The 25,265-nt window shown below is 38.8% G+C and carries 26 protein-coding genes and 5 pseudogenes; 12 read left to right on the top strand and 19 right to left on the bottom strand.

The features are described from left to right. Positions 1-231 precede the first annotated feature (231 nt). From GC102_RS31605 to GC102_RS31630, 6 genes are all read left to right on the top strand, one after another. A complete protein-coding gene (locus GC102_RS31605) occupies positions 232-786 on the top strand; it encodes a hypothetical protein (RefSeq protein WP_171693032.1) in 555 nt (184 codons plus the stop codon). A gap of 481 nt (positions 787-1,267) precedes the next feature. Then, on the top strand, positions 1,268-1,663 hold the full coding sequence (locus GC102_RS31610; RefSeq protein ID WP_171693033.1) for a hypothetical protein: 396 nt from the start codon (positions 1,268-1,270) through the stop codon (positions 1,661-1,663). Between the two features lie 268 nt (positions 1,664-1,931). Next, a complete protein-coding gene (locus tag GC102_RS31615) occupies positions 1,932-2,186 on the top strand; it encodes a hypothetical protein (protein ID WP_171693034.1) in 255 nt (84 codons plus the stop codon). Between the two features lie 272 nt (positions 2,187-2,458). Continuing rightward, on the top strand, positions 2,459-3,238 hold the full coding sequence (locus GC102_RS31620; RefSeq protein WP_171693035.1) for a hypothetical protein: 780 nt from the start codon (positions 2,459-2,461) through the stop codon (positions 3,236-3,238). A 272-nt stretch (positions 3,239-3,510) separates the two neighbouring features. Beyond that, positions 3,511-3,966 carry a methyltransferase gene (locus tag GC102_RS31625; RefSeq protein WP_171693036.1) on the top strand — a complete coding sequence of 152 codons (456 nt, stop codon included), beginning with the start codon at positions 3,511-3,513 and terminating at the stop codon, positions 3,964-3,966. Positions 3,967-4,203: 237 nt separating this feature from the next. Next, complete coding sequence (locus tag GC102_RS31630; RefSeq protein WP_171693037.1) at positions 4,204-4,599, top strand: VOC family protein; 396 nt, start codon at positions 4,204-4,206, stop codon at positions 4,597-4,599. Positions 4,600-4,783: 184 nt separating this feature from the next. On the opposite strand, the gene GC102_RS31635 is transcribed toward GC102_RS31630, so the two are convergent. Continuing rightward, a complete protein-coding gene (locus GC102_RS31635) occupies positions 4,784-5,074 on the bottom strand; it encodes a hypothetical protein (RefSeq protein WP_171693038.1) in 291 nt (96 codons plus the stop codon). Positions 5,075-5,301: 227 nt separating this feature from the next. Between GC102_RS31635 and GC102_RS31640 the strand changes: the two are divergent. The 4 genes and pseudogenes from GC102_RS31640 (at position 5,302) to GC102_RS31655 (ending at position 8,748) form a co-directional block, all read left to right on the top strand. Continuing rightward, a pseudogene (locus GC102_RS31640) lies at positions 5,302-5,507 on the top strand (DUF3977 family protein). A 204-nt stretch (positions 5,508-5,711) separates the two neighbouring features. Continuing rightward, on the top strand, positions 5,712-6,212 hold the full coding sequence (locus tag GC102_RS31645; protein ID WP_171693039.1) for an RNA polymerase sigma factor: 501 nt from the start codon (positions 5,712-5,714) through the stop codon (positions 6,210-6,212). After that, the gene (locus GC102_RS31650) at positions 6,205-7,170 is read left to right on the top strand and encodes an anti-sigma factor C-terminal domain-containing protein (RefSeq protein WP_171693040.1); all 966 of its coding nucleotides are present in this window, start codon (positions 6,205-6,207) and stop codon (positions 7,168-7,170) included. The genes GC102_RS31645 and GC102_RS31650 overlap by 8 nt, the downstream gene beginning before the upstream one ends. A 189-nt stretch (positions 7,171-7,359) precedes the next feature. Beyond that, complete coding sequence (locus GC102_RS31655; RefSeq protein WP_171693041.1) at positions 7,360-8,748, top strand: hypothetical protein; 1,389 nt, start codon at positions 7,360-7,362, stop codon at positions 8,746-8,748. 367 nt (positions 8,749-9,115) lie between these two features. On the opposite strand, the gene GC102_RS31660 is transcribed toward GC102_RS31655, so the two are convergent. Both GC102_RS31660 and GC102_RS31665 read right to left on the bottom strand, forming a co-directional pair. Next, on the bottom strand, positions 9,116-9,406 hold the full coding sequence (locus GC102_RS31660; protein WP_171693042.1) for a hypothetical protein: 291 nt from the start codon (positions 9,404-9,406) through the stop codon (positions 9,116-9,118). A 35-nt stretch (positions 9,407-9,441) separates the two neighbouring features. Then, the gene (locus GC102_RS31665) at positions 9,442-10,215 is read right to left on the bottom strand and encodes an ATP-dependent nuclease (protein WP_171693043.1); all 774 of its coding nucleotides are present in this window, start codon (positions 10,213-10,215) and stop codon (positions 9,442-9,444) included. A gap of 26 nt (positions 10,216-10,241) precedes the next feature. Here GC102_RS31665 and GC102_RS31670 point away from each other — a divergent pair. Then, positions 10,242-10,388, top strand: a pseudogene (locus tag GC102_RS31670) (helix-turn-helix domain-containing protein); the annotation flags it as partial. Positions 10,389-10,683: 295 nt separating this feature from the next. Here the strand turns inward: GC102_RS31670 and GC102_RS40410 are convergent. The 12 genes and pseudogenes from GC102_RS40410 to GC102_RS31725 form a co-directional block, all read right to left on the bottom strand. Continuing rightward, a pseudogene (locus GC102_RS40410) lies at positions 10,684-11,490 on the bottom strand (DUF4037 domain-containing protein). A gap of 191 nt (positions 11,491-11,681) precedes the next feature. After that, positions 11,682-11,972, bottom strand: coding sequence for a hypothetical protein (locus GC102_RS31680; protein WP_171693044.1), 291 nt, complete (start codon positions 11,970-11,972; stop codon positions 11,682-11,684). A 156-nt stretch (positions 11,973-12,128) separates the two neighbouring features. Beyond that, on the bottom strand, positions 12,129-12,323 hold the full coding sequence (locus tag GC102_RS40770; protein WP_376769425.1) for a hypothetical protein: 195 nt from the start codon (positions 12,321-12,323) through the stop codon (positions 12,129-12,131). Then, complete coding sequence (locus GC102_RS40775; protein ID WP_246321228.1) at positions 12,293-12,457, bottom strand: hypothetical protein; 165 nt, start codon at positions 12,455-12,457, stop codon at positions 12,293-12,295. Before GC102_RS40775 ends, GC102_RS40770 begins: the two co-directional genes overlap by 31 nt. Before the next feature lie 27 nt (positions 12,458-12,484). Then, the gene (locus GC102_RS31690) at positions 12,485-12,817 is read right to left on the bottom strand and encodes a thioredoxin family protein (RefSeq protein ID WP_171693045.1); all 333 of its coding nucleotides are present in this window, start codon (positions 12,815-12,817) and stop codon (positions 12,485-12,487) included. A 725-nt stretch (positions 12,818-13,542) separates the two neighbouring features. Further along, positions 13,543-15,321 (bottom strand): aminopeptidase P family protein, encoded by a 1,779-nt coding sequence (locus GC102_RS31695; protein WP_171693046.1) that lies wholly within the window; start codon positions 15,319-15,321, stop codon positions 13,543-13,545. Further along, on the bottom strand, positions 15,305-16,426 hold the full coding sequence (gene eutH, locus GC102_RS31700) for an ethanolamine utilization protein EutH (RefSeq protein ID WP_171693047.1): 1,122 nt from the start codon (positions 16,424-16,426) through the stop codon (positions 15,305-15,307). The genes GC102_RS31695 and eutH overlap by 17 nt, the downstream gene beginning before the upstream one ends. A 40-nt stretch (positions 16,427-16,466) precedes the next feature. Next, the gene (locus GC102_RS31705; RefSeq protein ID WP_171645931.1) at positions 16,467-17,048 is read right to left on the bottom strand and encodes a helix-turn-helix domain-containing protein; all 582 of its coding nucleotides are present in this window, start codon (positions 17,046-17,048) and stop codon (positions 16,467-16,469) included. A gap of 615 nt (positions 17,049-17,663) precedes the next feature. Continuing rightward, a pseudogene (locus GC102_RS31710) lies at positions 17,664-18,404 on the bottom strand (oxidoreductase); the annotation flags it as partial. A 99-nt stretch (positions 18,405-18,503) separates the two neighbouring features. Continuing rightward, a pseudogene (locus GC102_RS31715) lies at positions 18,504-19,061 on the bottom strand (class I SAM-dependent methyltransferase). 329 nt (positions 19,062-19,390) lie between these two features. Beyond that, positions 19,391-20,251, bottom strand: a complete 861-nt coding sequence (gene sigJ / locus GC102_RS31720; protein WP_171693048.1) for an RNA polymerase sigma factor SigJ — start codon at positions 20,249-20,251, stop codon at positions 19,391-19,393. A gap of 56 nt (positions 20,252-20,307) precedes the next feature. Further along, positions 20,308-21,492, bottom strand: a complete 1,185-nt coding sequence (locus GC102_RS31725; RefSeq protein WP_171693049.1) for an NAD(P)/FAD-dependent oxidoreductase — start codon at positions 21,490-21,492, stop codon at positions 20,308-20,310. Between the two features lie 289 nt (positions 21,493-21,781). Here GC102_RS31725 and GC102_RS31730 point away from each other — a divergent pair, with 289 nt between their 5' ends. Continuing rightward, a complete protein-coding gene (locus GC102_RS31730) occupies positions 21,782-22,183 on the top strand; it encodes a DUF3888 domain-containing protein (protein WP_171693050.1) in 402 nt (133 codons plus the stop codon). A gap of 109 nt (positions 22,184-22,292) precedes the next feature. Here the strand turns inward: GC102_RS31730 and GC102_RS31735 are convergent, their stop codons facing one another. From GC102_RS31735 to GC102_RS31750, 4 genes are all read right to left on the bottom strand, one after another. Beyond that, positions 22,293-22,880: an HAD family hydrolase gene (locus GC102_RS31735; protein ID WP_171693051.1), complete on the bottom strand. Its 588-nt coding sequence runs from the start codon at positions 22,878-22,880 to the stop codon at positions 22,293-22,295. Between the two features lie 227 nt (positions 22,881-23,107). Beyond that, the gene (locus GC102_RS31740) at positions 23,108-23,575 is read right to left on the bottom strand and encodes a DUF3995 domain-containing protein (RefSeq protein ID WP_171693052.1); all 468 of its coding nucleotides are present in this window, start codon (positions 23,573-23,575) and stop codon (positions 23,108-23,110) included. Continuing rightward, positions 23,565-24,035, bottom strand: coding sequence for a hypothetical protein (locus tag GC102_RS31745; protein ID WP_171693053.1), 471 nt, complete (start codon positions 24,033-24,035; stop codon positions 23,565-23,567). The genes GC102_RS31740 and GC102_RS31745 overlap by 11 nt, the downstream gene beginning before the upstream one ends. A 20-nt stretch (positions 24,036-24,055) precedes the next feature. Next, a complete protein-coding gene (locus GC102_RS31750; RefSeq protein ID WP_171693054.1) occupies positions 24,056-24,652 on the bottom strand; it encodes a TetR/AcrR family transcriptional regulator in 597 nt (198 codons plus the stop codon). Positions 24,653-25,265: the final 613 nt, after the last annotated feature.

The following is a 25,265-nucleotide window of genomic DNA, read 5'->3' on the forward strand; positions in this document are numbered from 1 at the left end:
TGAAAACCTTTCTCAACAACAGGTTAAATTAGATGAAATTCAAAACGTAAGCTGGAAAGTCCAACGATTGAGGGACGGGCAGAAGAGCGTGAGGATAATAGCTTAATTGACGAACTTTTGGGCAGTTAAACGCAACTACCCAAAATATAGAAACGTCATATTAGGGGGAGTTCAAAAATCATAAGCTTGAAAAACAACGTCTTTATAAGTTTTAAGGTGGGAGTTGGTTTTTTGTCAAAACACTTTAAAATCAAAGTATTCTGTTCCATCGCTATTTTATTAATCGTTTCATATTTTATGGGCATTGGACAACAAAACAATGCCAAGGAAATTGAAAAAGCTGTATTATCTTTAAACCAGCCTATGACAAAAATTGTTCATATTGAAGCATTAGAGAATAATAAAGCTATTGCGTTTTATGAATGGGGAACAGCATCCGAAGATTATTTTGGGATTGCGAAATTAAAGAAAGACCTTTTTGGCTGGCACTTTATAAATGGTTCAACTTCGGCAACCCCAAAGGAATATAAAATCGGATGGTCTTTTAGTGACTTAAAAAGTGACTTTTCAAATTACACAGACATTCTCTATGGAAAAATATTTGACGCCGAAATCGTAGACGTACTTGTGAATTCTGATAATGGTAAGCAATATTCAGCGAAAATCATTGATGATAAAAACGGTGAAAAGTTTTGGTTCTTAATAACAGATGGAGTAAAACTTACAGGCTCTACTGTTACAGCCCGTTCTCAAGATGGAAAAATAATCGAACAGATAACAAGATAAATACTGATATCGTTAAGCTAACGAGAGAACTACAGTTCAATGAAGGCAGCCAGCACACGACCGGCTACCGCCAGCTGTTCCCTGTTCAATCGGAGGTGTGAGGATGAAAGGAAATTCGTCTGCTTTAAGCTTTGTCTTAATACTACTTACAACTACTATTATATGTTTAATGTTGTATAGTTTAGCTACAGGTAAGCCATTTCTTCAATTAACAGTTATCGGGCTAAGGTATACTGTTTTTTGTGTAATATTAAATTTACTTTTTAGCATAATTGGTATTTTCAAAATCAGCAAAAGAATAATTCCAGTTTCCGCCCTAATTATTTCTACATCCATACTGTTAATCTATATATTTGGATTCATAAAATGGGCTATCCAAGGAGTTTGAAACAAATTCTAATCCTTTGTTACGCTAACGCAGAACGATAGTGAAATAGCGGTAATTTCGGCAAGCCGTGCATAAGGGAGGGTGAGATAAATTATGTCAAAAGTACATGATAATGAAATCTTATCTTATGAAGTCGATTTACAAAATGATCAAATCAAATTACATACTAAATATGATGATAATAGAATAATTGAGGAAACAGATATTGTATTTACTGAAGTGTTTAATCATTTTTTTGAACACCAATTGAAAAGCAGTATTATTCTTGATATTTATGAATCAGATATTCTTAAGTTTATCAAAGGAAATTCTGAACTATTAAGAAAGCAGAAATCCTATGGATGGCCAGTGATGTATGATTCAATTAATGAAATGGAACAAATCTTAATTGAAGGTGGTTATAAATACATTATTCTTATGTCATCATACGGAATGAATGGTTGGGTATTGGCTAAGAATTTTGAAATCATCACACGAAAGATTAAGTAGTGATTGTAAGTTTACTTTGATGGTAGGGGTAGGGACATGGTATAACATTGTGTTCACACTTTGGCATTCGGCATGAATCATTGCGCTAACGGAGAACTATAGCTTAATATTAAACACCAGGAAGGCAGCCGACATCAAGTGGCTGCCTTTCTCTGAGGACGGGCAGGATACTTCAGTAGCTCTGAATAGTATTTATAAATTTGTTTTTCGTGAAATTATGTGAGAGACATGGTAATATTTGGAGATATTATCTTAAGGAGTTGTTTTTTTGTCTAAAAGGGGAACAGGAGTTGTATTTTGCTTTCTTGCAGCTTTTCTATTATCCGTACAATATCTAAGTGCAGCGATCTTTGGCTCAAATGTAAGCTCATGGAATCCAGAGTTATTTCAACATTTGCTTTATTCTGTTGGTGACTATCCTTTAACACTGAGTAAATTTTCCCTTTTTGTAGGAATAGGTTATATAATTTGGGCTGAGGTTGACGAGTATAGACGAAACCATAAACCACAAAATAATAAGTGATGCTTAACAGAACTGCTACGTAATGGTTGAGCTAACGGAAACGATAGTGGAAGAGGAGCTGCCTTGAGGTGGCTTCTTTTTGGCTTTCATTCAAGTAACTTTTATTGGACATAAATTTGAAACATTAATTATTTTCCCAGTAAAAGGAAACTTTTTCTGAATTTCTCTGTCTAATTTATTAAATGGGGCGGGGATAAATGACACTACTCAAGGACAGTGAGGATGCTGAGAAGATCAGATTGTTACATAGTGATATGGGGAGGGAAGTTTAATTGAAGCATAAATGGTCTTTGCTCACAATAGTAATTTTTTTAATGGTGGTAGGTTGCGACGTAAGGAATTATGGTACAGCTACACAAGACGGACCTTTAATAGAAGAGTCAAATCTAAATTTATTGACTACTCCTACTGAACCCAATAATTCGGGTCAAATTGGTGAAACAAAAGAACAAGTTAGTGATATCTCAGCAATTATCAATAAACTCCTGGATGTGAATCATAGATACTCAGCTTTAGAAGGAAAGATCGTTATAACATTTGAGGCTACTGGAGAAAAGGAACTAGTTGAACTTGTTATCGAAGAGCCTAGCCGATTCTACGTGAAGCACATATTTGATTCTAAAACACCGGGTCGATTTGAGGAGTCAATAAATGATGGAACAAATGTTCAAATTAAAGGACCTGATGCTAAAATACTTCAATTAACCCCAGCAAATAATGGAACACTTCTACCTATTGGTGGTGTAAACGAATTACTGAATCCAGGAATGTTTATTTACGATGCCATTAATAGTGGTCAAACGACGTTAAAGGGCGGAGAAAAGTTCCTTGATCGTGATTCTACAGTTATAGTTATAAACCGTAAAGAAGGGAAACTAGGAAATAAGCTAACTATTTGGTTTGATAACCAAGCTGGAATTATCCTGAAGATTGTATCTTTGGATGGTGATAAGCCTCTACAAACTATTGCTTTTGACCAGATAAAATTTACCGATAAAGCTAATGAAGAAAAATTTAAGGATATGGAGTTTAAAAACAATAATACGAATTGAAAAAGAGTATATAGTGTGGCAGTGTTCTGCTTGGATGCGAGAAAATAGAGAACATTTCAAAGAAGACTTTGATAAAGGTTGTTTAATGCGTGTTTTAAAGACTCCCATATACCGGAGCAGTTTACGTATGAATCTGGCGTATTAAAATGATTCAATTGAATGGGAAAGGAGAGCTCACTAACAACAGGAATAGACAGCCAGTCTAAGTGGATGGGCTGACTTTTCTTAATAATGAGGAATCATTTTCTTCAAGTGTAAAGGAGGGATCATCAATGGTAAAGTTAGTTCGTGCAGTATTGTTACTGTTTATCTCAGTCCAGATTTTAAGCGCTTGTTCAAAAGAAACGACTGCAACCACAAAAAGTATTAAGTATGAGAATGAGGAGTATAAATTTATCCTTATGTTACCATCCAAATGGCGCGATAATTATGATGTTGTTGAACTCAAGCATGAAGATATCATGGCCTTCAGATTTACCACAAAAGTTGGAAAGGGCGAATTATTTAGAGTTGAGGTTTGGCCTAAGGATCAATGGGAAACTAAAGGGATCGAATTAGCTAAAATTATTCACATTTCTAAAATTGGTGAGCTAGGTGATGCAGTTTATGCATTTGACACCCCAACAGACGTGCAATACGATCCCAACAACCAGAAAGATAAAGAACAATACACCTTGTTGGAACAAGATGTCGAACAGATAAAAGCTAGTTTTGAGGTTAAGAAATAATCCTTTGCATCTATCAGGGTGTTCTCGATACGGGGGTTGCTGCGGCGATGTTCGGTAGTCTCGTTAAGCTAACGATACTATAGCTCAATTCAGAAACGAGGCTGACGGCACAAATGGTAGTCTCCATTACGTTAACGGGCAGGTTAGCGTGACAATAATGCCGAATCTTTTTAAGATACATAAATACCATTACATCAATGCAAATTTGTATAACGATGCGGGAGGTATCAACGGTTTATGGGTGTTAAAGAAATTGTGGTAGGTATTCCAGTGACGAAATCAGGTGATTTTGAAGAATACGAAAAGGCAATTGAATGGTATGTAAATGTGCTGGGATTCAAATTGATATGGAAGATGGGGATTGCAAGTCTTAAGTTGGAAAACGGGCAGGAAATCTTACTTTTTGGAGAAGAAGAAACTGACGAAAACAGCATTTGGTATACAGGTAACATTAAGCTGAATCCTCATTATTCAATACAATTTACAATAGAAGACATCGAGCAGTTGCGATCTAATTTAATTCGCAGCGGCGTCACAGTGGGAGAGATTACGCTCGGTGGTGGAGGAGATAAGGTTATGATGTTTTTTGATCCGTACGGAAATCGTTTCTGGGCAATTGAAGAGCAAAAATGAATCCGTTTGTATTAAACTAACGAAGAACGTTTGTTCAATGAAACCAGGACGAGGCTGCCGGCATCAATCGGCAGCCTCGTTGAACGGGCAGGATAGTTAAATACCGTTGTTTACGTAGATATTGTCTATATAAGAAATATTAAATACTTGGCACCGAATCGGCAGCCAAGTTATATGGTTTTTGCTAAATTTTAGTGAGAACTACCGAAGCGATCAATCCAGTAACTGAAATCCAAAATAGGTATGATTTCAGAAGTTTTTTCACGCGATATTGCTGTGGGTTTGCCATTTTTTTGTGGTCATGATTCATTTGTAGGTCTGTTAAAGTAGATCCTGTAATTGCTTGTACCCCTGTGGTATTTGCGGCATTGATATAGTTAGACTCCCCACCGCTACCGGAGAAATATATAATGACTGTAATCACAAATAAACCTAAGGAACCCATAAATACATAATCTGAAATTTGTTGCAACATGATTAGCAGCTCCTCTCATAGTTGTACTTATATTTAATTATACAACAGCTATGAAATATATTCTTTTTTTTCTTTTTTATGGAATAATATTTAGCGGATATCTATAGTTTATAAATTAAGGGCTGCCGGGTAAAACTGGTAGCCTTTTCTCAACTAAAGGGCAGGATACTTCCAATATGTGTTAATATTGATATGCTAGACTTCTGTAAAAAAAGAGGTTATTTCGATTGATATATATCGAAGTAGGTGTGGGAAATACCCGGATAGTCCGAACGGAAACAAAATTTGATGATGGGACTGAAATTGAGCAGAAGGATATTATTAAGCCATTTTATTTCACTCCATCTATTTAAGAATATGGCTTGGAAAGACTGTGTTCATTTGGGGCTCAAAACAAGGTTTTAAAGGACTGACTAAACTAACTGATAATTAGAGCACAACAACAGGCTGCCGCATTATAGGCAGTCTGTTAAACTAAGGGCAGTTTAATGCAACAATCGCGATATAAAGAACTATTTTGAGTTATGGTTCATTGAATCACTACTTCGGATAAAAAAACGAAAAATTTCAATATGTTTCAATATGTTTGTTTACTTTTTTTGTCCCCAATCGTTATTTAGACGAAAGGAGGTTGTAAATGAATTCGCAAGATAGTGAGTGGATAAAAAAACATATGAATATTATCTATCTTTATTTGGTTAAAAACGGTGCAAACAGCGAAGATGCGAAAGATATCGTACAAGAAACTTTTTACAAAGCCTTACTATATGCGGATTCTATCGCATCTAACAATTTAACCGCATGGCTCTTTAAAGTTGCAATTAATGCTTATTATGACCTCTGCCGAAAGCAGAATAAATTAGTAAAACTTTCGTGCGACTTGGATTATCAGATTTCGCAAAATCCTCTCCCAGAAGAAGAACTGATATTGAAAGAATGTCACCAAGAAATTCAGCAAGTGTTAAATCAATTATCACCAACCTATAAAGAGTTATTGGTAATGAAATACGAAAAAGAAATGAGTTACCTAAATATCGGTAATTCTCTAGGAATGAAGATTGAAAAAGTTAAAACCTATTTATCACGTGCAAAGAAACAATTTTTTAAAAATTACAGGAGGTATACAGATAATGAATGATCAAGAAAAACAAATAGAACCATTTAAAAATGAATCTGTTAATAATATATTCAAAAAAGTTGGCAGAAAGAATATTATACGGAACATCATCATATCAGCAACCGTTGCTCTAATTATCTTATTTGGGGGATATATTGCGAATAAGGCTTGGATGGGTGAAAAAGGATGGGACGGTGTCGCTGCTATTGAAATTCTTCAACCATTTATGGAACCTGATACGTATATTGCTCAACGGCAAGTTCAGTATGGGTTTTTAGGAGGTACACTGAAAATTAATCGTTACAAAATAATTAAAGAACATGTAATTCCTTGGAGTAGTAATACCTTGGAATATGGAGCAATAGGTGGTTTATCTGGATTAGTTGGAGATCACGGAAATGTGCAGTTGTTTGATGCGAATGGAAATAGTCGCTTTTATAATGCAGAAAATGGACAACAAATCATGCTTTTTTATCATCCCACTCTTCGGTATACAAACTACTTTAACGACATTTCGAAACTAGATGAACTCCCAGATAATAAATATATCGAAATGGCTATTTCGTTTGATAAAGCTTATTCACTGACTGATGTTCAAAAATTTCTTCCTGATATAGTAGAACCTACATGGTATTGGATAAACAGTTATGCACAGGAAGATTTAAAAATAAAAGGTACTGATTTCCCTGAGCAAGAAGGATTTATTTATGGGTTTAGGGCATATGAAGTTTCGGGTCCTGGTCAAAAAGTAAATACAACAGAGGAAAGTTTTATTAAAGGACTCAATGAACTCAAAAGTTACAAAAAAAAATTTAATGGGAATGTCTTCGAAAAACTTGATAAAGTTGTTCAGCAAAACCAGAGAAACGGCTTGATTATTGGAGTAGTTGTTACGGGGACAAAAGACCAATTGAAATCTTTAAACGGATTACCCTTTGTTAAGGCATCCACATTCGGGGCTATGGTTAATAAGTATTAATATTTATCGAAACAAAAGCCGACCAATAAAATTTGACCATAATTCACGTACTCATTGAGCTAACGGAGAACGTATGTTCAATCCACACGAAGAGACGGCAGTCATTGGCTGTTTTCTCAACTCCCTCAGATTATTAGGTTAGTAAATACATTCCATATTATGGTAATTTTGAGTAGAGGGGTGAATGTAATGAGGCTTATAATTTTTCTTTGTTTGACTTTGCTTCTCTCCAGTTGTTCAGAAAATAAAAATAATACATTAGAGGATCCTGATGAAGTAATAAAAGCATATACAACAGCAATTACTAATCAAGATTATAAATCATTAGTTAGTTTATACGGCGGAAGTTACGATTGGATAAGTGGCTTCACGAATGAAATACAATTTCGTGAGCTACCTCATACCTGGTTTGCCAAACATGTAAGGTGGTGTATCGATTGCTTGAACACGGGTTTCCACAGTTGGTTCCATCAATTTATTCTTGTTTCGAAATGTCCGTATCACGGAACGAAACTAATTGCAGCTTGTCCAAATTGCAAAGAAGAAATTCCTTTCTTGCTTAGTAATAAGCGGTTAAGTAGTCCATTTACGTGTGTATGCGGCTATATCCTTGCCGATTTTTCAATAAAACTGTGGAGTGAGTGGGATAAAAAATTCGATATTACTGATCCCTCCGTTTTACGATGGATATCAAGGAAAGGGGGAGATGAGGTAAATATTTGGTGGCTATTTATGCCACAGCATGGGAGCATTGAGCTCTTAACTGAATCCAATCTGACATCAAGCTTTTTGAGTGTGCAATCTATTAAAAGAGACGGAATGCAGCAGACCCCTATTTTAATCGAGCAGATATACTTTGATAATAAATCAACATTTAAGTCTGTTGACCGACACCTTAGGAAAACTTTACTGCAAAAACATTCCCATTGTATAAATCAACTTTGGGAGATGCGCTTAGGAGATCGAGGAGAGTTTCCCAAAATATGTCCATACGCATATGCATATGTCTTTTGGAGGAAGTCGTTACTAGAAAATGAATATTTTTATAGGCGTAATACAAGAGGGGAAGAAATTGAATCACCTAGACATTTTGAATATACTTTTCAGATAGCTACTAAGCTCATCTTCGAAGAACTCCAATATTTATTTAAAGAGTTACAACGTCACAAAGCGGCAAAAGAATTATTATGGATATTGAACAAGGTTACTGCTCAATTCTGTATGAATTTTTTTAATTCAAGGCTTAGAATTGCAGAAGAGGGAACTCGGCGAGAATCAGCACCGTCGTGGGAACAAATCAGACAAATTAAAGAATCAAGTTTCCGGAAGTTTGCATTTAAAATAACATCTAAGAAAAATGCTTCACTATTAATTGAATATTTCCAACAGGAGCAAGTGGAGGAAACCATACATAATTTCCAATGCCCAAATTTCTCAGTTAGCAGAAAGAGAAAAATTAATCGTATGAAATCGTTTACTCCGATGAATATTGCAATGAATGTTTTTGATAACCCAAGCGAGGAAAATATGCAACTCAAACTAATGATTGATCGTTATGTATCAAAGTTGCGATTTTGATTTTTTAAACCCCGTCGATTATTAATTGACGGGGTTTTAACTTTTTCGGCAAACGATATATGTTCTTGTCCTTTAACGATATATGATCTTGTCATCCGACACAAAGAGGCAGAATTCGCTAATGGGTATAGATGTTTAGTAAGACATATTCACAAAACCCGTATTTTATACACATGTCAGTATTATCCAGTGTAAGTCTCTTTATATATATAGTCTAATCTGTTCCGATTCCCCCACAAGAAAAAATGCAAAAAGCAAAGCGTGCGGTTCTAGTGTTTTTCGGTTCCTGCCTAAATATAAATCGTCAATTAGATCCTTAATCTCCGGATACTTGTCGAGAAGTAACTTAAATTCACCAGTATAGACGTTAGTTTCCAATAATTGTTGCCGTATTTTTTATTCCTTGGTACAACGATTGGATTATACATCTACTTTTTTCCTCCATTATTGCTCTTAATTGTTCGTGATAAGTATCTAATGTTTCAGGTGGACCAAGGTTATTTTCAACCGCGGTAGCTTGTATGTAGGAACCAGATTCAAATAAAATTAAGTTATCTTGGTTTGCGCGCCAAAATAAGATTGGTATCTGCCACGGCCCCTCTCTTTCGGCTTGCTCGAACCATTTTTGTTTAACCATTGTTGCATTTGTGTAGATCATTCCCTCAAATTGCAAACCTTTTGATGTAACCTGAGCTAAAACTCTGTATCGCCTTCAACAATAATGATATTGTTAGCGAAGAAAAATTCGTTTATATAAGAATCTACATAATTAAGTATTTTCATATTAGCAATGTCGTTTTCATCAAATACTGAGTTAGAGGATTGAAATAATTCAATTGCTTCATCACTTCCAATCCTAAGTACCTGAATAGAAGTGTGATTCTCTGATAAATCAATTAAAACTGGAGAATGAGTTGAGATTATTAAAGGCATTTTACCACCAATAGTATATAATGATTGGCTCAATGCACGTACTGCTTCAGGGTGTAAAAATGCTTCTGGTTCGTCAATAAGTAGCATCTTATTTTCGTTAATACCAAGCATGCCTTGTTCAATCATATTTTGAAATATAAATATTAAGCTCATTCTTTGGATCCCTGTTCCTTGTGTAGACAAAGGCATTCCCTGAAATTGCTTATTGTCTATTGTGACACTTGAGTTTGTAGATTTTACAATTTCTGAAATAGAAAATCCATTACTATCCCCGCCTGAAACTGCAAGCTGTAAATCTTTGTTTGAGAAGAGTCCTTGTAAGTTTTTTGAAACATTATCACTAACTGCTTTTAGTGCTAGGTCAGTATTACTTTTGAGTTGTGATAGCAACTTTGGAATAGCCCTCTTAAGATCTAAGTACTCTTGTTTAGATTTAGATAAATCCGATTCATCATTTTCAAGCTTAGTTAGCTCAGCAGTTAATAAGTGTGAATATATCTCTTGTACTTGCTTATCAACCTCATCAGTAGTCATGTAAGGAGAGCTTATGTCTAGACAAGGCTAAATACCAGCTGCGCGAGACGGACAAGTCAATATCTACGATCGGAGAGGAACTGCATTTCTCCTCGATTCATACTTTCAGCATCTTTTTTAAGCATTGCACGGGTATTTCCCCTATGAAATACCGCAAACATTCGCGTCTCTAGGGATATCATTAATGTGGGCAGAAGTTCTGAACCTATTGATCCCTTCAAACAAGGCTTATTAGACTTTTCAAAGCCTTTCTGGCTTGCAGTCCTTCTCCATCAGACCACCTATTTATTTTTCTGAAATCAGTATTGTCTGTAATCTGATCTATGTTACCGATCAAGCGTTTTTCGGCTAACTGATGGATACCTGTATCCACAATTTGGTTTGCAATGAGTCTAGCGATTCCTTCGCCATTCATTACTTTGAATGGACGATCATAAAAGTACGAAGCATCACTAGGGAGCTTTTCAGTTATTCCAAGGCTTTATGCATATTTGATAAATGTTTGTAAGCATTATTAAATGCATGCTCACGTTCTCTCCATGTAGCTGCCGTTTGTGCAGTCCAAAGATAAGGGAATAAATGATCAGAGCATTTCAAACGCTTAAATGCTGTGCCAAGCCATTTTGGATAAGGTGCATATTGACGCTCCATTAAAAAGCAAAGATTTATGATATCGCGGATAAGGCGTGATGTAATAATAGCTGCGCCAAGTTCGTCGCCTATATTACCCGAACGAAGCATCAAATGTTCTTCTTGACCGATACGCTGCCATCATGATGCCATAAGGTACAACCATATATCGTGAGGATAATAATTGAGTTGATTGCGTAACGTGGATAATTGACCATTATCGTCCCTATAAACTGCTCCACTAGTTATCTCAAGAAGCGACTGCGAAGGAAACGTTAGCCAATCCATTAGCTCTATGGGTTCATCCCTGTTAAGAGCCAAATAGCTTTCAATGAACCTCGATACCGTTGTAATTATGCTCATACTTAAATCAACCTGGAAGCCACAAAACTGTCCAGGAGCTTGCTCGAGCAGAGATACTTGTATTTGTTCGGAATACCCGATATCTTGTTGGTTAAGAAAAAGATATACCCTGGGTCCCCAATCGTGATCAGTTGACATTTCCGTAACATATCCGAGCACTTCACTACCTGGACCGATTAAAGCCGATGCATAGGATAAGTAAGGGTAGGTGTCCGACATTACAGGCTCTACGACTTCCATATGAAATCGACGGCATAATTCTATTCCATTTAAAAAAGACATTCTTTCATTCCTCCACCTCTATTGACCAGAAAGATCAGTTACATTACATTACCACATAGGTTATATGCAAGTGTGAGTTAAAGATATTAGTATTGTTCAACTATCCTGCCCTTTACTATAATAAATAAAAGAGGAGCTGCCGCGAAGCAAACTCCTCAACTATCGTTATTACTGAACGTGCCCTCTATTTACTAGTATATCCTTCCCGACACCCAATCGTTTGCCGGGTTGTCACCGGTTATTTCCTCGATCTCGTCGAGTGTCTCATTAATAAGATAAAGCGCGCCGTGACGGTGTGCTAGGTGGTCTCCAGTAATAAATGGACCTGTTGGAGTTACCTCGATCGTTTGGCCGGCGTATAATGACGCTATTCGCTTTACCGCTTCGATCGCTTCTACGTCGCCCGTGAGTCCGCCGTCTTTGGTCCACGATACGGAAATGCTACAATCTTGTAACGTTCCATGTACTGTGAAACTGTTCATTCGCCGCTCTCCTCTATTGCGTATTCTTTGTTTCGTTCAACTATCGTTCTGCGTTAGTTCAATGACTTATGGACGGTTCTCCATAAGATAGTGGTAAAGCATGATTAAAAGTATTTGTCCCAAAATAAGAACAATTATTTTCTAAGCCTCTTCGTTTCATTTCTTAGAATATCTCGGTTTTTTTCCACAAAATCCGTCATAAGTCTCCGATTGCACTGGATCATGCAGTAAATCCTTTAGCCCGGTTTCCACCTTCACTTGGAATCGTTCCGCCAGCTGATCCGTTTTCTTCAACCCATTCGCCGCATAATCCCATGCCGTCACCTGATATCCCTGCCTTGCCAGAAACACCCCCTGCCTTCTCCTTCCGCAAAAGCCACGATTTGCTTCCCTTTCAATCGGTGTGCTTGGTCTTTGATAAAGGCATTTGGTTGCTCACCATATACATACTCGTTCGATCCAAATCGCTCGTTCCACTGATCCATCAATTTTCTTCTCCTTAGGACTGTCAATTAAACCACCATGTTATAAATTTTGCGGATCTTTTCATCTAATAGATCCATATGCACAATTCGCGCTTCACGTATATATTCTTTCCCCTCCACAAAAAGCAACAAAACAGGCACAGTGAAAATAGAGAAGCTCCCAGCGACTTCTTTTACTTCCTGCGCATTTAAGGTCCCCAATTGGATTTCCGGATATTTCATCATTAATTTCTGGACCTGCGGCTGTAATGCGTGACATACGCTGCAATCAGTGCTAGTAATATAGAGAAATGACAATTTATGATGTTGGATAAACTCATTCGATAACTCAATACTCGTTAATAGCTCGAATTCTCTCATAAGTGCCTCCTAGCCGTTCCGACTCGTACTTTGATACAGTTAAAGCGATTTTTATCACAGCCTCTTCAATTCTTATATCGTAACATAAAATATTCGATTCGAAAGGCACAAGCACCGGTTTAACTGAGCGAACGTTGAGGGAATGCAACAGCCATATCCTTTCGTTCATATCCATCCGGCTTCGCATGCTAATTATTACCCCAGGGGCGATGCCGATATTCAAGGTGCCGAATCGATTCCGATGGCGAATTGGAAAGCCGTATAGCAACCCTCAAGCTCCGCAAGGCTTCGCGGCCTCATATTTCGCTCTACTTATGTTCACCGTAACAATTATAGAGCTAAGGCGAAAGGGCACCAGATCGGGCGCCCTTCTCAGTTGGCAAATGACACTGTCTGCGACGATCTCTCCCGCATGGGTCCATTAAACCGCTCCATTCTATAGATGTCTTAGTTTCTCAGGATTCGCTACGGAATAAATGGTCCGGATTTGATTATTATGAAAAGCAAACGAATAGATATATTGAAGATCTTCGCTTAAGATAATACGAATCCCTGGCAGTCTATTCACGGTAAGGAAAGCGTAACTGTATTTTCCCTCGTACATTTTCAACAGGTTCTGATGCATTTTCTACTTGTACTTTAAAGGAATCGGCATAAAGGTTAGTGAATATCATTGATTTTATACTTTAAGGCGAAAAATATTACTTGTATTCGGCAATACCTATTTATATTTCCCTAGTTTCTTCCCTTAGCCATCCGCTCTCTTCTTCATTTAAATAAGGAGCTAGCTTCGTATATACCTCTTGATGATAATTGTTTAACCATTGCTTTTCACTCTCTGTTAACATATCTTTATTGATACCGGCTAAATCAATTGGGCAATACGTAATTGTTTCAAACTTCATAAATTGACCAAACTCTGTTTTCTCGTCTTCAACTACTAACATCATATTTTCAATTCTAATTCCATATTTACCTTCAAGGTATATTCCCGGTTCATTCGTAATAATCATGCCTTTTTCTAATGTAACATTATTATTATTATTCCTTATGCTTTGTGGTCCTTCATGAACATTCAAGAAAAAACCTACCCCATGTCCTGTCCCGCATTTATAGTCTAAACCATACTGCCATATTGGTTGCCTTGCTAAAACATCTAAGTTAGAGCCTGTAGCTCCGTATAAATATTTTACTGAGCTTAATGCAATAAATCCTTTTAACACCAAAGTAAAATCTCTTTTTTGTTCATCGGTAAGTTTTCCTAAAACAATCGTTCGTGTAATATCTGTTGTTCCATCATAATACTGTCCGCCTGAATCAATTAAAAAAAGACCTTCATTCTTAAGAGTAAATTGCGTTTCTTTATTGGCTTTATAATGCATCATCGCAGCATGTTCTCTATAACCTGCTATCGTATCAAAGCTAGGTCCAACATATCCTTCCTGCCCCCTTCTGAAATCTTCTAATCTTTCTTCTGCAGTAATCTCTGTAATTTCTTCTTTATCTACAAACTTTTTTAGCCATTTTATAAATTTCACCATGGCTAAACCATCTTTTATATCACACCATTTTAAATTCTTTATCTCAACTTCATTTTTAATAGCTTTTAAATTAGTCGTGATGTTAGGACTTTCAATTTTCTTTGTATTACTGTTAATGGCATTATATAATCTGATATTTGTTTTATTCGAATCTAGAATAATGGCATCTCCGCTTGAAAGATTCTCCAAGAATGTTTGTATTTCATGATTCGCTTTTAACTCGATTCCTTCAGCCTCCAGTTCTAATTTAACTAAAGAGGGAACCTTGCAAGAATCAATAAATAAATAACATTTATGTTCTGCTACGATTACATTAGCTATTACAACTGGATTGTTAGGCACATCGGCCCCTCTTATATTCAAAAGCCATGCAATGTCATCAAGGGAAGTTAAAATATAATAATTTGCTCCTTTATTTTTCATTTCTTCTCTTAGTTCATTTAATTTTTCTACTCGTGATTTGCCTGCATATTTTACGTCATGAGTAAAAATTGGTCCTTTAGGAATCTCCGGTCTATCTTCCCACAGATCACCAATTAAATCTTGATTCATTTTTAATACGATTCTCTTTGCATTTAGATCTTTTTCCATCTTTTTAACCATATTAATTGAAAAAACATTTCCATCAAAGCCCACAATGCTTCCTTCATTAAGAACATCTGCTAGCCATTCTGAATAAAATGGTACCCCTGGATCCACCATTCTAAATAATCTGATTCCTGAGCCCTCAAGCTGCTTTTCTGCTTGAATATAGTATCTACCATCTGTCCATAACCCAGCACCCTCTAATGTAATAACTACAGTACCTGCAGACCCTGTAAATCCTGATATCCATTGTCTACATTTCCAATGTTCTGCTACATATTCACTCTGATGTGCATCAAAACTGGGAATTATATAAGCATCCATTTGATTTTCTTTCATTAGCTGTCTTAACTTTTCGACCCTATCCCTGATATTCATTACTAATACCTCCATTTTCCTTAAGACTAAATTCTTTATTTTCACGATCATATAGCCATGCAGCTAGTACTATACTAATTATTCCGGCTGTAAGCTTTGATATGATAAACGCTCCTAACATTTCTGGGGCTACTCCTGACACAAATCCAAATTGACCTCCAAATACAAATGCTCCACTTACTCCAAAGGCAGTACATACCACTTTTCCTTTAGGATTCATTTCCTTAAATGTTCCAAATATCAACAGATTACTAGCCAAACTTCCTAGAATGCCTGCTACTGACACTGAATTAATTCCAAATTTCTCCCCTATTTCTTTAAAACTATTTTTAAAAATTCGATTGATAAGTGCTAGCATAGGATATGCTCCACCTAAAACAAATGCGATCTTGCCTACTATTACAATAGATTCAGATAGTGGTGCTAATCCTGAGACAAGCCTTACACCAAATATCACATCTATACCTTGTAAAAGTAATCCAACAGTACTCAAACTCATTATAAGCTTTCCAAATACATTAAAAACTTTTATAAAAACATGAGGAGCTTTTAATAATCCTGCTCCAAAAATAATGGCAAAAACAAATATAGGTACCAGATTCCATACTAATATATTGATATTTATTTTTTGCCATAAGCCTGCTGCAAGACATCCTATTGGTATAGTAATAATTCCAACCAACACACCCTTAGAAAAATATTTTTCATCCTCTTTAGAAAGCATCCCTAACGCGACAGGTATTGAAAAACTAAGTGTGGCTCCTAATGTAGATGCGATGATAATTCCTGAGAATGCCCCCATTTCCTCTGTCAATGCTAGCTCATTAGCCATTTGATAGCCCCCCATATCTACAGCTAAAAATGCTGCAGGAACGATAGAAGGATCTAGATGAAAAACTCTAAAGATTGGAATAATCTCAGCGGATAAAAAATTTGTAAATATGGGGGCTAAAGAAAGTATTCCTATCATGCCAAGTCCTAAAGCTCCCATGGTCTTTATGCCTTCCTCAAATTTCCCACCCAGTTTCAAATGATTTCCGGTAATATAATCAATAGCTCCGATTACAAAAAAAGAACCGATTAGATATAATACAAGTTTATCCATTGTTATGATCACTTTCTATTTACTTTATATAATGTCTTTACTAATCAGCATCTGTAGTATAAAACCCACTATTGTAGATATAATTAGGCGTATTAACAGCTATAAGCTTGACCTTTTTGTTCGTATAATTAGCCCAATTGTGGGCAATATTTGAGTCCATATGAACACTGTCACCAGGATATACTTCATGCCTCTGACCATTTATGTAAACTGTTAATATACCCTCTAAAACATAAATGAACTCTTCTCCCTTATGCTTATAGGATAATATTTCTTCATCTTTCTTTTGAGGAAGAATTTCTATAAGCCTTGGAAAAAGTTGTTTATTTTCTAAATTTGTACTTAAACTATACTTAATAAAACCACCTTCTACTGAATCCATTAATTCTTGTTCATAACTTCTTAAAACCATATCTTTCCTTTTAAGTGGATAATCAAAAAAATGTGTTAAATGTACTTCCAAAATATCAGCTAGTTTTTCAAGTGAATCAACTGCTATGGTAGTAAGCCCCCTTTCTAATTGAGACAGAAATCCAACAGATAGTTCGCTTTTTTCACTTAACTCTTTCAAAGTAATTCCTTTTTCAGTCCTCAATTTCTTTATTTCCATTCCTATATTCATAACTTCACCCCTAATTTTCATTATTGTGAATAATATAATATATATTAGAGTAACACGCAATATATTATGAAATAATTTCATAAATATGAAATTTATTTAATTAACGTAATCATCTATTCTCTCAAGAACAGTCCGTAGAATTACACAATCTGGCACAAAAAAAGACGCTTGATCTATTAGATCTATGCGCCTAGATTGTTAAATAATAAAATACGAAAAAGAGCTATCTTATTGTGCCTTACTCAACTAAAGCGCCAATAACTCGAAGATTTTCGAGCTTTGAGCAAGTTTTGAAACTTCTCCCTGATTTTGTTACATTGTAAATAGTTGAATTTGGATGATTACTTTCAAAAACAACCACCTAAACCGTTGTCACAATAACGTTCTAAGTGGTTCTATTTTTAACCTCACTTACTTATGATACGGTTCAGCATATCACAATTAAACTAATCTGCCCGTCCCTCGGTTCAGAAAAGGCCACCGATCAATTCCACCCGCTATCGCCAATTGCAGGAATTGCTATAACACATGTTAAGTCGTCAAACAAAAAAACGGGCTCTCCCACTAACTCGGAGTGCCCAATCATATAAACAAAAGGTTAGAATTACAGCAGAATCAAGATAGCGAACGCAGCGCTTCAGGGGTGAAAGGCTTCAGCTCGTCAAGCCGGCCATCGCTGACCTTAGCCGCCCATGCCGGATCAACCAGCAGCGCACGGCCGACTGCAACCAGATCGAACTCTCTATTGTTAAGCTTGTCGGTCAAAGTTTCCACGTTCGCCGTACCTGCGTTTTCCCCTCTAAACGAAGATAGAAACTCATTATCCAGACCTCCGGAGCCCACAGTGATTGTAGGTTTGCCGGTTAATTTTTTAACCCAGCCTGCAAAATTCAGGTGGGAACCGGCGAACTCCGGTTCCCAGAAGCGGCGGATCGAGCAGTGAAATACATCAACACCCGCTTCTACAAGCGGCGCAAGGAATTTGGCCAGTTCATCCGGATTGGCTGCCAATTTCGCCTCGTAATCACTTGATTTCCATTGCGATATCCTCAGTAGGATAGGGAAATCGGGTCCTACCGCGCGACGGCAAGCCGCAATAATTTCAGCCGCAAAACGGGTTCTTTTCACAAGGTCTCCGCCATAGCTGTCGGTGCGCTGGTTCGTTCTCTCCCAGAAAAACTGATCGATCAAATAGCCGTGGGCGCCATGAAGCTCAATCCCGTCAAAGCCGATCCGTTTGGCATCCGCCGCCGCTTGTGCGTAAGCGGCAACAACGGAATCGATCCTTTCCTGACTCATCGGCTCATTGACTTTTTCCCCGGTCGCGAGATCCAAGCCTGAAGGTCCGATCTTTAGCACAACGTGGCTACCGTTCAAGCCGGCGGTAGCGTCATATTAAGCTATATTGTCCGTTAGTTGAAAATCTTGCCCCCTCATAGATGATGCAAGAAACACTCAGAGCTTATTTTTTATTATCAATGGCTTTTTTGCGTCTATAATAATGGAAACCATTCCAAGTCCTTCGATAGAATTCCTTGTATCAAACCGAAAGGATCTTCCTATCTTTCCATCCACTTCATTCCAGTAAGTATAATGAAAATCTCCCTCTTCATCACAATATTACAGCAATGATACTTCAAACCCCGCTTTTTCAAATACTTCTACGAATGTTTTCGCGTCATAAACTATTTTGTGAGTTGCCGCTGGATGGTCCACCGGACCAGGACCACCGACTTGAACCATCTGTTGGTACCGATCATTACGAAAATTTTTATCCGGAACGGCACAACGAATGTACCCACCTGGTTTTAAAAATTCATAGCAATGATTCGCAGCAACAACCCCCTCTTCATAAGTTAAGTGTTCCCACACATGTTCAGCCAACAGTGCATCAACACTCCCCAGTTTAAATAAGGTATTCCAACTTTCCAAAGAAAGTAAATTCAACTCATCCTCTTGTGTACTGAGCCAACCATCATAGTTTGTTTTTCCTGCACCAATTATAACTTTCATCTAAATTCCCCCATCCCGTATTAATTAATTGCAGTATAACGGTTTGTAGATAAGAATAAGAATGGATTTTTGTTAGGTTACTATGGATATTTGTTAAGAAGATAACTGCCATTAAGAAAAAGGCAACCGATCATCTGCCGGCTGCCTTCACGCTTTATTGATTGAACTATCGTTTCTCTTTAGCTTAATGATCCTTAGTCTTATGTTTGTGATACGGTTCTCCGCGCTGTCTTTAACGGCAAGTATTAGAGCCATCCTTTGTGGGATGGCCCTTACTTTGTAAATTATTTAACTTTGAAGGAGACTTGGAAAAATCCGCAGTCGACTGACTAAACCCGGGCAAGCTTATCCGGGTTTCGTACGGCATACAATCTGGCAATCTTTCCGCGTAGGAGATGTATAAATATAGCGGCCAAAGTTTCGTCCCTCGAACGAATTACTATACCGTTTTCACCGTTTAAATGAGCAGCCTCGAGGTGAAGTCTTTCCTGATAATTCCCTATCCTCTGGAACCCGTCGAGCAGGGCTCTGGCCACATGATCGCGAGTTTGTATCGGACGCTTATACGCGGTTACTTTTCCGCCTCCGTCGGCGACGAGCATGACGTCTTCGGTCAACAGAGACATCACATGATCGACGTTACCTTGTTCGAGGGATGCGAGGAACCGGCTAACCCATTCCTGTTCGACCGCTTCGGCCGCGACTGGCTCATCTTCGGATATTCCCATCTTGCTTCTTGCCCGGCTCATCAACTTGCGGCAATTCGCTTCTCGCTTGCCCAGCAGTTCCGCTATTTCGGGATAATTGAAGCCCAGCGCCTCACGCAGAACGAAAACCGTCCGCTCCGTCGGCGACAGCCGCTCGAGCAGTACGAGCATAGCGTAAGACAGCAGATCGCGGCGGACGACCGTCGTCTCGAGCTGATCCGCCTCCGGCGTCCGAATCGGTTCAGGGAGCCAGGGACCGACGTACATCTCCCTCTTCTTCCTCGCCGACTTTTGCAGATTGAGGCAGCGATTGGTTACCATCTTGCACAAATACGCTTTCGGCTCCTCCAAACGTTCGGGATATACGTCGCACGCCTTAACAAATACATCCTGCACCGCATCTTCCGCGTCTGCCGCGGAGCCAGTCAACTGATAAGCCAACGTGAACAGAAGCGCTCTATATTGATCGTACAGTTCCTCCATCCGCCGTCTCACCTTCTCCGGGCTATTAGACATATATCAACTTGGTCCCTTTGTTTCTATCGGAGCCAGCTAGCAAAATCCCATCCCAGCTTTTTGACTTTCCACGCAAGCTTCCCCGTTATGATGATATCAAGTCCCCATTTGCGTACCCACATCAACCCGCGATTTTGCCCAAGGCCGAAGCCGAAGGTATCCAAAAACGATTTGTGAACCGGCGCGGAACGGCCCTCCAGATCAGCCATCATGATTTTTCCCAGTCTTAACGCCTGCGGCCCAGCTTCTTTGCACGTCATCTGATCTGCCTTGCCGGTACTCGGATCGACGATTCTCGCACAATCGCCAATGCTGTATACGCCCGACATCCCTTGGACGCGATAGCATTCATCCACCAGCACTTGACCTTCAGGAGTAAGCGGCAAGCCCATGCTGCGAAGGGCCGGATTCGGTATCAGGCCAATCGTCCATATGCATAGGCCAACCGCCAGACGATCTCCATTGCTGAGCGTCACCACTCCTGCTTCCTCCCGTATCGCCTTACGATTGTGAAGCACTGTGACTCCACATTCGCTGAGCACCTGATCCAACTTCCGTCCAACATTCTCCGGCCCTTCCGGGAACAGCCTTTCCTGTGCATCCAGCAAATAAACATAGGCATCGGACGAATTCAGCCCTAGCGCCGATGCTTTCTTCCGCATGGCGAGCGCCAGCTCGGCGGACGTCTCGATGCCACTGATGCCCGCTCCCGCAACCGCGATTGTCATCAGTCGCTTTCGTTCCTCAGGGTTCGTCTCGACGGCAGCCTTCCGCAGATTGTCACGCCAGTGCTCCCGGATGTCTACCGCGACTTGCGGGTCGGTCAAGGCGATCCCTCCCTGATCGGGATTCGGTCGCCGAACGATGCTACCGACCGCCACAACTAAAAGGTCATAACGAAATCGGGTATCATTTCCTTGTGCATCCGTATATCGAATCCGTTTTCCCTCACTATCCACGGATGTAACCGTACCTTGCACGAATTCGACTCCTTCTGAAAAATAATGCGCCCAGGGAACTATAATCTCTTCCTCGCCCGCGGCCGGCCGGAACAACATCACTTTGCGCACATGACCCGGCTGCTTGTCGAACAGAACAAACCGTATCCGCCGTCCATTCGCCATGCCCCGGGTCGTTTCCTGTATTTTTTTGAACGCTGCAAGCCCTGCATGGCCGCCTCCGATGATTACGCATGTCAAGTCGTTCATCTCTCCTCAGCTCCTTTTACGTTTTGCACATATAACGATGTAAGGCTCTGATTTGTGACAACGGAAACGAACAAAAAGAAATTACATGAGCCCGTTTAATCAGCCGTTCTTTCGTGCCAGTTTGTTGAGTAAATCTGCACGTATCGTAATGGAGGCTGCCGATCATGCTGGCAGCCTCCAGGTGTTATTGAACTATCGTTTGCGTTAGCTCAATAACCCCATCCACTTTTTCAGTAATTTTTGAATGAGAAATGTGAAGAATAACCTCAAAACTTTCTGTGGAGGGCTAATGTTAAAATTCATCTTTGCCGTCTGTATACTGTTATTCAGTCAACCTACCACTGTATCGGCAATTCCAAACGAAGACGAAGCTGTATGTAATGCAGTTATCGCAAGACTGCTAAGTCCGCAAATAACGTCCGAAGTAAATAAGTATTATGGAAAGATACTGGTGCATCCGCCAACTTACGCACCGTTTATTGGTACGCAAGTAACGTGTGAAGCAGCTTCAACGAACAAAACAACTTACTCCGTAACCGTCGTAGTAACGCCATTTGTCGGTGCTCACGTTTCCGTAGGTGTCGACGAGATTAAATTTCTTGTCGGTTTGAGCGGGGACGTAAAGACCGTTAGCTACAAGCACGTCGAGGATCATAAGTTACCGCCCCATTTACAGGACCTGTACCGTTAGTTGGAAAGCAATTCCTTTTTCTCCCACCAAACTTTCCTTTACCTCAATGAACAAAGCAGGTCCACGGGCCTGCTTTGTTTGACGTCCCGTTTAGCTCAATAATGGTTAACTATTCATGTCTCGACAACAGTGAAGTAATTTCGTGAATCCAGTCGCCGTTTTCGTCGGCTAATAAGGTATTCCAGCCGAGCAACTTTGCTTCACTGAAATTTTTATTTTGGTCATCAACAAACCAAATATTTTCCTTATGAGTAAACCGTGCATGAACAAGAGCGTATATTTCAGGATTAGGCTTACAATAACCAACTTGACTGGATATCGTTATACTGCGCACATATGGTTCAATTGGCTTCAGAATGGACTGAATCCACTCTATGCGATGGTTGCTTAATAGATGGATGTTTGCGTATTTGCTCCATGTCTGTACTTTATCGATACCTGGCAATGGTCGTATATTTGAAAATAGGATTTCTTTTGCCCTGTCTCTATTAATTGCAGGAAATTTCCTGCATAGCTGATTCCAGAACCCCTCCAGTGGTATCTTCCCAGTCCATAACTCTTCACGCATTTCCTTTCTAAACTGAAAAAGCACTTCATAAGGTGTATTTGAATCTTCCGAAAGTTCCTGCCAAAAAAGAGGAGAAAAATTTGTAGCAAGCACTCCAGCAACATCGAGGATTAATTCGTTCTTAGCCATATTTCGCTCCTTACTCCAACACGGTTCAAACATATTCGACTTAAGCGCAAAAGCACCTTTTTTTGCAACATTACTACCCGTTAGCGTGGAAAAGGCAGCCGATCTATCTAGCGGCTGCTGTCATGTCATTTTTCAACTATCGTTCTCCGTCCCAATCATTCTCTAGATGAAAAAGTGTCAATCCGCGAGTCGGTGTTTGTTATGTTCCAACGAATGAAGACGTAGCGCTATGAGGCCTGGTTCTCGTTAGATAAGCTAAAGACCAACATTGAAGCAATGAAGAGCCCTATACAGATAGGTGTGTATCCGAAGAGGTTGAGCCAATAGAAAATTGTTTTAGGATCTGCTCCTATGCCAAATACCCAAACAATACCCGCAAGACTCCGTAAGAAAAGCCCTGTAGAAAGCAATAACAAACCAGATTTAAGAAGCCTGTCAGGTATAAGATTGTTAAACTTTCCAAGAAATCGTATTTTCGCCAACACGATAATTGTTGCGGTAAGCAAGAGTAATGCAAGTGGAATGACAACCCATGGTCCAAAGGATACATCTGCATTAAGGACTGCATGTGAAAGCGTTTTGACATTAGCAGAAGGCCAAGTACTTCCTGTGGCCCAGTAAAGATGAACCAATCCATCTACCATGAGTACTGTTGCCAGAATGACTCCAGATCGCAACTTCGTTTCAAACCTCATTTTTCAATTCTCCAATAACTGATTTCAATGATTTCCTATACTCACCACCATAGAAAAAACCAAGTGATCCCCCATATACGAAATGGCCTAAGAAATTGATCATGACCCACATAACTCCATAATCTACACCTATGAAAGAAGGTTCAAACAATAAGCCATCTACAATCAACCAAAGAAAGATTATCCCATAAAGTAAACCCGTCCATATGGATCGTTTTGGAATGAAACGAGCATATAAATAGGAGAAGATTACTCCCCCAGCTAAAAACACAACATATCCTGCAATTCGTATAACCAAGGGGGAATGCAACATGAACATTTGTCCGATTCCAACTGCGACATCCAAACTATGGTGTAAAAACAAGTCTGTTAGGCGGTAAAACATCTCCATTAACAAGGTAGCAAGAAAGCCATTTCGTAAAACCTGAATCAATGAAACATTTTTTAAGACCCAAGCCATTAACATTTTCCTTTCTGTATTTAGTTTTGTTTTCGTTCAGCCAAAATCCCATAGAAGAAAGTGTCTGACATTTGTTTAGCGAGTGTGTCGATGTCACGCTCATTTGTGAGAATTATACGGTAAGTAAATCGATCTAACATGGCAATAAAACCTTCTGCAGCGACCTCTATAAATAAGGAACTTCGTATAAGGCCTACTTCTTGATAATGTTTGAAAATTGAAGCCATCATTTCAATCATCACAAGTCGGAATTCTTCTCCTTGCTCCGAATGGTAAAAAGCGACTTTTGTCAGGTTCGGATCAGATGCGAAAAATTGAAATAGATGGGACAAGCCTATTTGAATTCTTTGCGGTACCTCATCATGAGGCATCTTGGCAATATCATAGGTTCTCTCAACAAAAGGAATTAACTGTTTACGGAAGTGGCTAATCAACTCCTGAAATATTGCTTCTTTGTTTTTGAAGTACAAATAAAATGACGGTTGAGTGAGATTAACGTTTGATACAATTGTACTAATTTTAGCTTCATGGTACCCTCGCTCAGCAAATTCCTTTGCAGCTGATTGTAAAAGTCGTTGTTTGGTGAGTTCACCTTTTGACAATTTAATCGAATTCATTAACAACCTCCTGATAAAACATTTTGTTACTATATATTAATATTACTATAGAATAACATTACTCACAAGTATCTTTTGGAAATTTCTCCTGCAAATATGAATCAGCTCAAAAGATTCCTCGGTATTTATCCCCTAATGATTGCTGCTCAATTAATCCAGACCAATGAACTCATTACTGCATTTTAGTTTTACTACCCAAAAAGGGGAGTCATCGCTAGTACGTTTCATGTCCTCTTGAAATTTCACTTAATGAAGTTCATCTTTAATTGAACCCCAAGCGCATAACAACTGTCATCAGTCACTCAACAACTTACTTTATATTTGAATTACTCTGCCAGTGGAAAAAGCAGCCGATTTTTGCAACGGCTGCCTTCATGTCCATATTGAGCTATTGGTCGTACTTATCCATTACTTCAGTGACTTTAAGGATGTCCTCATTGTTTATATGGAGCCAAGGGAGATCGAACCACTGACCTCATTGCTACCAGCGATGCGCAATCCCAGCTAAGCTAAGCCCCCCCACGTTATCGACATTATTCCCATGCAACATCCTTACCTCAATAAAAAGAGCAGTCTGATGTGAACTGCTCGTTGTTCTGTTGAACTAACGTTT

It is taken from the genome of Paenibacillus germinis (assembly GCF_013141785.1).
Classification (GTDB): Bacteria; Bacillota; Bacilli; order Paenibacillales; family NBRC-103111; genus Paenibacillus_E; species Paenibacillus_E phytorum.